Origin of the sequence: Sphingosinicella sp. (genome assembly GCF_052387495.1) — a bacterium.
In the GTDB taxonomy this organism is placed as follows: Bacteria; Pseudomonadota; Alphaproteobacteria; order Sphingomonadales; family Sphingomonadaceae; genus Allosphingosinicella.
The window spans coordinates 1-9,351 of sequence record NZ_JBQTJC010000268.1 but is presented as its reverse complement, the minus strand read 5'-3'; the positions used below and the strand labels follow the sequence as shown (position 1 = coordinate 9,351).

General features: G+C 69.0%; 8 protein-coding genes and 1 pseudogene. All 9 read right to left on the bottom strand.

Annotation, left to right across the window (positions count from 1 at the left end; translation table 11 throughout):
• Positions 1-287, bottom strand: a pseudogene (locus ACT4N8_RS14825) (cell division protein FtsZ); the annotation flags it as partial.
• 117 nt (positions 288-404) lie between these two features.
• Positions 405-1,670 carry a cell division protein FtsA gene (gene ftsA, locus ACT4N8_RS14820; protein WP_444858887.1) on the bottom strand — a complete coding sequence of 422 codons (1,266 nt, stop codon included), beginning with the start codon at positions 1,668-1,670 and terminating at the stop codon, positions 405-407.
• Positions 1,671-1,701: 31 nt separating this feature from the next.
• Complete coding sequence (locus ACT4N8_RS14815) at positions 1,702-2,628, bottom strand: cell division protein FtsQ/DivIB (protein ID WP_444858886.1); 927 nt, start codon at positions 2,626-2,628, stop codon at positions 1,702-1,704.
• Complete coding sequence (locus ACT4N8_RS14810; RefSeq protein ID WP_444858885.1) at positions 2,625-3,542, bottom strand: D-alanine--D-alanine ligase; 918 nt, start codon at positions 3,540-3,542, stop codon at positions 2,625-2,627. The genes ACT4N8_RS14815 and ACT4N8_RS14810 overlap by 4 nt, the downstream gene beginning before the upstream one ends.
• Positions 3,543-3,650: 108 nt before the next feature.
• The gene (gene murB / locus ACT4N8_RS14805; protein ID WP_444858884.1) at positions 3,651-4,547 is read right to left on the bottom strand and encodes a UDP-N-acetylmuramate dehydrogenase; all 897 of its coding nucleotides are present in this window, start codon (positions 4,545-4,547) and stop codon (positions 3,651-3,653) included.
• A complete protein-coding gene (murC, locus tag ACT4N8_RS14800; RefSeq protein WP_444858883.1) occupies positions 4,544-5,956 on the bottom strand; it encodes a UDP-N-acetylmuramate--L-alanine ligase in 1,413 nt (470 codons plus the stop codon). The genes murB and murC overlap by 4 nt, the downstream gene beginning before the upstream one ends.
• Positions 5,953-7,110, bottom strand: a complete 1,158-nt coding sequence (murG, locus tag ACT4N8_RS14795) for an undecaprenyldiphospho-muramoylpentapeptide beta-N-acetylglucosaminyltransferase (protein ID WP_444858888.1) — start codon at positions 7,108-7,110, stop codon at positions 5,953-5,955. The genes murC and murG overlap by 4 nt, the downstream gene beginning before the upstream one ends.
• On the bottom strand, positions 7,110-8,303 hold the full coding sequence (locus ACT4N8_RS14790) for an FtsW/RodA/SpoVE family cell cycle protein (RefSeq protein ID WP_444858882.1): 1,194 nt from the start codon (positions 8,301-8,303) through the stop codon (positions 7,110-7,112). Before ACT4N8_RS14790 ends, murG begins: the two co-directional genes overlap by 1 nt.
• The gene (murD, locus tag ACT4N8_RS14785; protein WP_444858881.1) at positions 8,300-9,349 is read right to left on the bottom strand and encodes a UDP-N-acetylmuramoyl-L-alanine--D-glutamate ligase; all 1,050 of its coding nucleotides are present in this window, start codon (positions 9,347-9,349) and stop codon (positions 8,300-8,302) included. Before murD ends, ACT4N8_RS14790 begins: the two co-directional genes overlap by 4 nt.
• Positions 9,350-9,351: the final 2 nt, after the last annotated feature.

The following is a 9,351-nucleotide window of genomic DNA, read 5'->3' as shown; positions in this document are numbered from 1 at the left end:
AGCGCCTGCTCGATCTCGACGATCGCCTCTTCGGCGGCGGCCTTGCCGATCTCGGGCCGCGAGCCCGCGCCGAGGCCCTGGGTGATCTTCGGGCCGAGCTGGATCTTGCGGTCGGCCATCGAATGGTTGAGCGCCTGGGCATCGGTGTTGGCGACGATGAAGTCGACGCCCTGGACGTCGGACTGGATCATGTTGGCGATCGCGTTGCCGCCGGCGCCGCCGACGCCGATCACGCTGATCCTGGGCCTGAGCTCTTCCACTTCCGGGCGGATGAAATCGATGCTCATGCTCTCGTCTCCCAATGCCCCGCGTCCTTCGTCGCGCTCGCACTTGATGCTTTTGCACGACGCGATTCCCGGGTGCGAGTGAAAATTGCCGTTCTCGTCATGTTTTCCCCAGATTTCTCAATACTGAGTCCGAAATGTCGCAATCAGGCGCTGCAGCATATTGCCCTGCGGCCGATTGTCGGCGCCGGGCGAAGCGAAGCCGGTGCGCAGATCGAGCGCGTCGGAGGCGGCGAACTGGGCGAGCCCCGCCAGGGTCGAGAAAGCCGGGCCGCTATGCGCCTCGGGCAGGCCGGGCATGGAGGGGCGGCCGATCCTGACCGCGCGGCCGAGCACCCCTTGCGCATAATCGGCGATCGCCTTCAATTCGGCGCCGCCGCCGGTGAGCACGACCTGGCGGCCGAACGGGCCGGCGAAGCCGAGCGCCTTCAGCGCCGCCTCGACCTCGGCGACGATATGCTCGAGCCGCTGGCGGATGACGGTGACGAGCTGGGCGCGGGTGATCCGGGTCGCCTCCATCCCTTCCTGCCCGCCGGCGATCGGGGCGAGCTCGATCATGTCGTGATTGTCGCGCGGAGAGGTCATCGCCGAGCCGTAGAAGCATTTGATCCGCTCCGCCTCGGCGCGGCGCGTGCCGAAGGCGGCGGCGATGTCGTCGGTGATGTCGCTACCCCCGGCCGCGATCGCCTTGAGGCCGACCAGCATGCCGCCGGCGAAGACGGAGACGTTGGTGACGCCCGCGCCCATCTCGACCAGAGCGACGCCGAGCTCGCGCTCCTCCTCGCTGAGGCAGGCCTGGCCGGCGGCGACCGGCGAGGCGACGATCGCCTCGACGCCGAGATGGGCGGAGCGCACGCACAGATCGAGATTCTTCACCGGCGCGGGGTCGGCGGCGATGACGTGGATGTCGACGGCGAGCCGGTCGGCATGCAGGCCGCGCGGCTGCTTGACGCCGTTCATGCCGTCGATCGTGTAGAGCGCGGGCAAAGCGTGAAGGACCATCCGCCCTTCCGGATCGATCGCCTCCTGGCCGGCGTCGAGCAGCGCGGAGATGTCCCCATTCTCGATCCGGCGTCCACCGATCGCGAGCTCGACGCTGGCGAGATTGCTGACCAGCCCCCCGGCGGAAAAGCCGACGAAGACCTGATCGATGCTGAGCCCCGCGATCCGCTCCGCCTGCTCGACGGCCTCGCGGATCGCGATCTCGCTCTTCTCCATGTCGGCGATGAAGCCGCGCTTGACGCCGCGGCTCTCGCGCTGGCCCGTGCCCAGGATGCGCAGCCGCCCCTCGCCCGCCGGCTCGGCGATCATCGCCGAGACCTTCGAGGTGCCGACGTCGAGCGCGGCGACGAGCTTGTCGGCCGGCGGCGGCGGCGCTCGGCGCATCAGGCCGAAGCTCCCGTGGCGAAGGCGGCCCTCATATCGTCTCCGCCAGATTCTCAGGCGGGGCGCCGGGATCGGGCGAGGCCAAAGTCGGCACGGTCGCGCCGGGCCGGTCGGAGACGCGGATATAGGTGCGGCGCGGATCGCGCATGTCGATCCGGGCATAGCCGCGGCCGAGCAGGCTTCCCTGCTGGTCCATCATCGCGAAGCTGCGGATCGCGGCCAGAGCGAGCTCGTCGCCTTCGGGCAGCGAGAGCGTCTCGCCGCTGCTGAAGCGGACGTCCCAGCGGCGGTTGCCGACCCAGGACGCCCCGGAGACGAGCGGCCGCAGCCGCGGCGCCGCGTCGAGCAGGGTGGCGAGGCCGCCGATATGGCGGTTGGCGGCGGGCCCGACGACAAGCGGCAGCTCGGGCATGGCGTCCAGACGGACCGGCTCGAGCACCACGCCTTCGGCGTCGATCAGGTTGAGCTCGCGATTGTGCTGCCAGATCGCCGCCGGCCGCCGCTCGACCACGTCGACGACGAGCGTATCGGGCCAGCGCCGCGACACCCGCGCCTCGCGGATCCAGCCGAACGCCATCAGGCGCTCGCGCGTCGCGGCGAGGTCGACCAAAGGCATCGCCATCGAGGGCTGATCGAAGGCGGCGTTGTAGATGGCGAGGCGCGAGACCCGCTCGGCGCCCTGGATCTCGACCCGGCGCATGGTGAAGCCCACTCTGCCGACGCCCTCGCCGATCGCGCTGCCGGCGATCTGCGGCAGGCGGAAGGCGAGGATCAGGGTCAGGATCACCGCCGCGATCATCCCGGCGAAGATCCAGTTGCTGATCCGCCGCCCCGTACCCGGCGCGAAACCGACCGATTCCAGCATGGTCGGATTCTTCGCGCGGCGCGTGTTGACCGAGCGCCCGCCGCCCCGGCGGCCGCCGCGCGCCGCATTCCCCCGCGCGACCCGCGCCGTCATAATGCCGCCTCCACGATCCGTTCGACCAGGGTCGGATAATCGATCCCCCGCGCCTTCGCCTGCTCCGGGACAAGGCTCAAGGGCGTCATCCCGGGCTGGGTGTTGATTTCGAGCAGATAGAGGCCTGCTTCGCCTTGCTCGTCGTCCCAGCGGAAATCGGCGCGCGAGGCGCCCTTGCAGCCGAGCAGCCGGTGCGCCTTCAGCGCCATCGCCAGCGCCGAGTCGCGAATCTCGGCGGGGATGTCGGCCGGACAGACATGCTCGGTCATGCCGTCGGTATATTTGGCGTCGTAATCGTAGAAGCCCGATTTGGGCCGGAGCTCGGTCACCGCCAGCGGCGCGTCGTCGAGCACCGCGACGGTGAGCTCGCGGCCCTTGATGAAGGGTTCCGCGAGCAGCCGCGCGAAATGAAGCCAGGGCCCTTCCACGTCGCGCCCGATCGGGTTGCCGTAATTGCCGTCCCGAGTGACGATCGCGACGCCGACGGACGAGCCTTCGTTGACGGGTTTGAGCACATAGGGCCGGGCCATGGGATCGCCCGCGTACAGGCTCTCGCTCTCGACCACCTCGCCCGCCAGCATGCGGATGCCGTGGGGGACGAGCACAGCCTTGGTCAGCTCCTTGTCGATCGCGATGACCGAGGTTTCGAGGCCCGAATGGGTATATTTCAGGCCCATCAGATCGAGCATGCCCTGCACCGTCCCGTCCTCGCCGGGCGTGCCGTGGAGCGCATTGAAGACCACGTCCGGCGCGGCCTCGGCGAGGCGCTGGGCGACGTCGCGGCCCATGTCGATCCGGGTGGCTTTGTGGCCACGGCTTTCGAGCGCCTCGGCAACGCCGTTGCCGGTGACGAGCGAGACCTCGCGCTCGGCCGACCACCCGCCCATCAGCACCGCGACATGAAGCTTACGCATGACGGCCCCCACAGGCCGTCACCCCGGCGAAGGCCGGGGCCTCAGGGAGACCCGCCGTGACCTTTCGTCCTGAGATCCCGGCCTTCGCCGGGATGACGATAAGCGCCATCAAGCCACTCCCACCCTTTGAATCTCCCATTCCAGCTCGAGGCCCGCGTCGGCCCTGACCCGGCGCCGGACCTCCTCGCCCAGGCCCTCGATCTCGGCCGAGCTGGCGCCGCCGAGATTGAGGAGGAAGTTGCAATGCTTCTCCGACACCTGGGCGTCCCCGATGGTGAGGCCCCGGCAGCCGGCCGCGTCGATCAGCTTCCAGGCCTTGGTCCCGGGCGGGTTCTTGAAGGTCGAGCCGCCGGTGCGCGAGCGCAGCGGCTGCGACGCCTCGCGCTCGGCCGCGATCCGGTCCATCTCGGCCTGGATCGCCTTGGGCTCGCCCGGCGCGCCGCGGAAGGTGGCGCCGACGACGATGCAGCCGCCGGGCAGCTCGCTGTGGCGATAGGTGTAACCGAGCTCGGCGAGCGGCAGCGTCCGGCGGCGGCCGTCGCGGAGCACCACTTCGCACTCGACGAGGATGTCCCTGACCTCGCGGCCATAGGCGCCGCCGTTCATTCGGACGAAGCCGCCGACCGTGCCGGGGATCGAGCGGAGGAATTCGAGGCCCGCGATGCCGGCGTCGCGCGCGGTCGAGGAGACGAGGATGCCGCTGGCGCCGCCGCCGCAGTTGAGCGTCGTCGAGTCGACCGGCTCGACCCGCGCGAAGGCCTTGCCGAGACGGACGACGACGCCCGGCACGCCGCCGTCGCGGACGATCAGGTTGGAGCCGAGGCCGAGGCCCATCACCGGCACCGACGGATCGAGCCCGGCGAGGAATTCGCTCAGATCGTCGGCGTCCTTGGGCTCGAACAGCCATTCGGCCCGGCCGCCCGACTTGAACCAGACCAGAGGCGCGAGCGGCGCGTCGGCGGTCAAGCGGCCGCGCACGCGGGGAAGCTCCGCCACCGCGCTCATGCCGCCGCCCTCGCCTTGCAGAGGCCGTCGGCGAGGCCCGCGGCCCATTTGGTGATGTCCCCCGCGCCGAGGCAGATCACCATGTCGCCGGGCGCGGCGAGGTCCTTGAGCTTGGCGCAGAGATCGTCGAGGTCGCTCACCACATGGGCGCCGAGATGGCCCCGCTCCTTGAGGCCCTCGACCAAAGCCTCGTGATCGATCCCGGGGATCGGCGCCTCGCCCGCGGCATAGACCGGGGCGACGAGGACGAGGTCGGCGTCGTTGAAGGCGCCCTGGAACTCGTCCATCAGCGCCTCGAGCCTGGTGTAGCGGTGCGGCTGGACGACCGCGATCACCCTGCCCTCGGCGCCTTCGCGGGCGGCGGAAAGCACCGCTTTGATCTCGACCGGATGGTGGCCGTAATCGTCGATGATCGTCACCCCGTCGACCTTGCCGACGCGGGTGAAGCGGCGCTTGACCCCGTCGAACTTCTCGAAACCGCGCGCGATCACCTCGTCCGCGATGCCCATTTCCGCCGCGACGCCGATCGCGGCGAGCGCGTTCTGGACGTTGTGGCGGCCGGGCATGGGAAGCTTGATGCCTTCGATCGTGCGCACCGCTCCAGCGCGGTTGCGCAGGGAGACGTCGAAGCGGTTGCCGCCGGGCACGGGCACGACATTCTCGCCGCGCACGTCCGCCTGGGCGGCGAAGCCGTAAGTAACGACGCGCCGGTCGCGCAGGCGCGGGATGATCCCCTGCACTTCCGGGTGATCGACGCAGAGCAAGGCGGCGCCGTAGAAGGGCACGTTCTCGATGAAGGCGACGAAGGCGTCCTTCACCGCCTCGAACCCGCCATAATGATCGAGATGCTCAGGATCGATATTGGTGACGACCGCGATCGTGCCGTCGAGGCGGAGGAAGCTGCCGTCGCTCTCGTCCGCCTCGACCACCATCCAGTCCGACTTGCCGAGCCGCGCATTGGAGCCGTAGGCGTTGATGATGCCCCCGTTGATCACGGTGGGATCGATCCCGCCCGCGTCGAGCAAGGCGGCGATCATCGAGGTCGTCGTCGTCTTGCCGTGAGTCCCCGCCACCGCGACCGTGGACTTGAGCCGCATCAGCTCGGCGAGCATCTCGGCGCGGCGGACGACCGGGATGCGCCGCTCATAGGCGGCGGCGACCTCGGGATTGTCCTTGCCGATCGCCGTCGAGACGACGACGACGGCGGCGTCGCCGAGATTGTCGGCATCATGGCCGATCGCGACGGGGATGCCTTTCGCGCGCAGCCCCTCGACGACATAGCCCTCGGCGAGATCCGAGCCCTGCACCTGATAGCCGAGAATCTTCATCACCTCGGCGATGCCCGACATGCCGATGCCGCCGATGCCGACGAAGTGGATCGTGCCAATGTCGGTGCCCACGCCCCTCATGCCGGCACTCCGTTCGGCATCGGTTGAAGAACATTCTCCCGAACAAACTGCGGCTCCGCGCCGGGATGCTGGCCGATCCGCTCGACCAGGTCGGCGAGCGCGCGGGCGGCGTCCGGGTGTCCGACGGAACGGGCGCGCGCAGCGGCATTGGCGAGCGCCTGCGGCTCGAGGCCCAGCTTCTGCATCTGCTTGGCGAGCTCGACCGGCGTGAACCGGCTCTGCGGGATCGCGCGCGCGCCGCCCGCCTTGGCCATTTCGCGGGCATTGGCGGTCTGATGATCGTCGGTCGCGCTTGGGAGCGGGATCAGGATGGCGGGGCGGCCGGCGGCGGTCAGCTCGGCGATGGTCGAAGCGCCGGCGCGGGCGACGACGAGGTGCGACCAGGCGAGCCGCTCTGGCAGGTCCGGCAGATAGGTGGCGAGATCGGCGGGGATGCCGAGCGCGGCGTAGCGGGCGCGGACCTGCTCGATATCCTCGGCGCGGCATTGTTGGGTGACCTGCAGCCGGCGGCGGAAATGCTCGGGGAGCAAGGCCAGCCCCTCCGGTACGACGTCGGAGAGGATCGAGGCGCCCTGGCTGCCGCCGGTGACGAGCAGGCGGAAGATGCCGTCCTCGGCGAGCGGCGGATAGGGTTGGTCGCGCAGCGCCAGCACCTCGTCGCGCACCGGATTGCCGACGAGATGGACCTTGTCCTTGGCATTGCTCGGCAGCCGGTCGACCTCGGCATAGGAGGTGGCGATCGCATCGACCTTGGCGGCGACCAGCCGGTTGACTCGGCCGAGCACCGCATTCTGCTCGTGGATCGCGGTCGGGATGCGGTCGCGCCGGGCCGCGAGCAGAGCCGGGAAAGCCGGGTAGCCGCCGAAGCCGACCACGGCGGAGGGCTGGAAGGTCTCGTAGAGGCGCAGCGCCATCGCCCGCCCGGTCATGATCGACCTGGCCGCGCGCAGCCAGCCGATCGGTCCGCCCGACAGCCGCCCGGCGGGAAGGATGTGGACCTGCACCCGCTCGAACAGGCCGGGGATGCGCGCGCCGCGGTCGTCGGTGACCAGCGCGACGCGGTGGCCCCGGCTCAGCAATTCCTCGGCGAGCGCGTGGGCGGGCATCATGTGCCCGCCGGTGCCGCCCGCGGCGAGGACATAGTGGCGCGACATCATCGCGGCCCGCTCCTCTTCACCACATAGGGCGAGCGGTGCAGGAAGGGATTGCGCCGGGTGAAGGCGAGCAGCAGGCCGAAGCCCATCGAAAGCGCGATCATCGACGAGCCGCCATAGGAGATGAACGGCAGGGTCATGCCCTTGGATGGGGCGATATGGACGTTGACCGCCATGTTGATGAACGCCTGCAGCCCGAACTGGCAGACCAGGCCGGCGGCGGCGAGGACGACGAACTTGTCCTCCTCGTGCAGCAGCCGGATCAGCACCCGGGCGACGATCGTCATGTAGAGGATCGCGATGGCGAGACAGGCGATGATGCCGAACTCCTCGCCGATCACCGAGAAGATGTAATCGGTGTGCGGCTCGGGCAGCGAGAATTTGCGCGTCCCCGCCCCCGGCCCGGCGCCGAACAGGCCGCCCGCGGTGAGCGTGCTGAGCGCCGCCTCGACCTGATAGGTGTCCCCTTCGGAGAAGAGGAAGCCGTCGATCCGCATCCTGGCGACGTCGTAGAAGAAGTAAGCGAGCACGATCGCGGCGAGACCCGCCGCGCCGAGGACATAGAGGAAGCGCATCGGCGCGCCGGACAGGGTGAGCAGGAGCACCCAGGCGACGACGAAGATGATCGTCTCGCCGAAATTGGGCTGCTGCATCAAAAGCAGCGCGATGACGCCGGTGATCACCGCCGTCAGCGGCACCATCGGCAACGAGGCGTCCTTCTCCTTCAGCGAAAGCAGCCAGGCGATCGCGACGATATAGAGCGGCTTCAGGAACTCCGACGGCTGGAACTGGCTGATCCCCACGCCGATCCACCGCCGCGCGCCGTTCACCTCGGCGCCGATCAAGGGCACGAGAAAGAGGAGGATGGTGAAAACGATCGCGCCGAGGATCGAAAGCCGCCGCGCCATCGGCCGCGACAGCATCGAGACGCCGATCATCACCGGCACCGCGAGCGTGAGCCAGAAGAGCTGCCGGTAGAAATGATAGAGCGGCGGGAAGGTGATCCCGCCCCCCGAATAGCGCTCGGCGGCGGCGGGCGAGGCGGCGGCGACCGCGATCAGCCCGATCGAGATCAAGACCGCGACGAGGATCAGGAGGAGCTTGTCGATCTCCCAGAACCAGCGGCCCAATGCGCTCCGGTCCGAGCGGCCGAGCCGGGCGGCCTTGTTGGCTTGGACGGCGTTGGTGCTCATGGCAGCGCCTCCACCGCCTCGCGGAACGCCTGGCCGCGCTGCTCATAGTCGCGGAACTGGTCGAACGAGGCGCAAGCTGGCGAGAGCAGAACGACCTCGCCCGGCTTGGCGGCGCCGGCCGCGTCCCTCACCGCGCGGTCAAGCACGATCGACTGAGTCACCGGCACTTTACCCGCAAGCAGATGCGCAAACATCGGCCCTGATTCGCCGATCGTATAAGCAGCCCGGACATGGCCGAGCTGCTCCGCGCAGGGGCCCAAATCCTTGGTCTTGGCCAGCCCCCCGACGATCCAGTGCACGTCCGGATAAGCGACCAGCGCCGGGGCGGTCGAATCCGGATTGGTCGCCTTGCTGTCGTTGACGAAGAGGATGCCGTCCCGCTCGGCAACCCGCTCCATGCGGTGCGGGAGACCGGGATAGGTGCGAAGGGCCTCACGAATGTCGTGAAAGCTCACCAGGCCGGTCATGAAGGCTGCTATTCGCGCCGCGGCAGCGTTCTTCTTGTTGTGCGGACCTTGAAGGGCGGGCCACTCACTCTGCTCTCCGAACAGTTCTGCGTCTAGCTCATCAACGTCGATCGGGATTGCGCCCCAATCTTCGGCTACTTTCGAGATGACGCCATTCTCTCTCCCTGCATAAGCGTGCTGGCCTGCACGCTGCATCTCGAACAAGCGCGCCTTTGAAGCCGCATAGGCTCCGAAGCTCTCGTACCGATCCAGATGATCCGGGGTCACATTGAGCAGCATCGCCACATCGCAATCGAGGCTGAAGGTGAGGTCGATCTGGTAGCTGGAGAGTTCCAGCACGTAGACGCCGCCTGCGGGCAGCGGGTCCTGGGCGAGGATGGGGAGGCCGATATTGCCGCCCATCGTCGTCGGCACGCCGGCGGTCTTCAGGATGTGGTGGACGAGCGCGGTCGTCGTCGACTTGCCGTTGGTGCCGGTGATCCCGACCACCTTGTGCGGCGGCAGCGACGTCCGCGCCTGCGCGAAAAGCTCGATGTCGCCGATCACGGGCACGCCCGCCGCGCGCGCCCTGGCGGCGATCG

Excerpts from the sequence above, each read along its gene's own strand:
- ftsA (WP_444858887.1), bottom strand. The coding sequence starts at position 1,670 with ATGCGCCGAGCGCCGCCGCCGCCGGCCGACAAGCTCGTCGCCGCGCTC.
- ACT4N8_RS14815 (WP_444858886.1), bottom strand. The coding sequence starts at position 2,628 with ATGACGGCGCGGGTCGCGCGGGGGAATGCGGCGCGCGGCGGCCGCCGG.
- ACT4N8_RS14810 (WP_444858885.1), bottom strand. The coding sequence starts at position 3,542 with ATGCGTAAGCTTCATGTCGCGGTGCTGATGGGCGGGTGGTCGGCCGAG.
- murB (WP_444858884.1), bottom strand. The coding sequence starts at position 4,547 with ATGAGCGCGGTGGCGGAGCTTCCCCGCGTGCGCGGCCGCTTGACCGCC.
- murC (WP_444858883.1), bottom strand. The coding sequence starts at position 5,956 with ATGAGGGGCGTGGGCACCGACATTGGCACGATCCACTTCGTCGGCATC.
- murG (WP_444858888.1), bottom strand. The coding sequence starts at position 7,110 with ATGTCGCGCCACTATGTCCTCGCCGCGGGCGGCACCGGCGGGCACATG.
- ACT4N8_RS14790 (WP_444858882.1), bottom strand. The coding sequence starts at position 8,303 with ATGAGCACCAACGCCGTCCAAGCCAACAAGGCCGCCCGGCTCGGCCGC.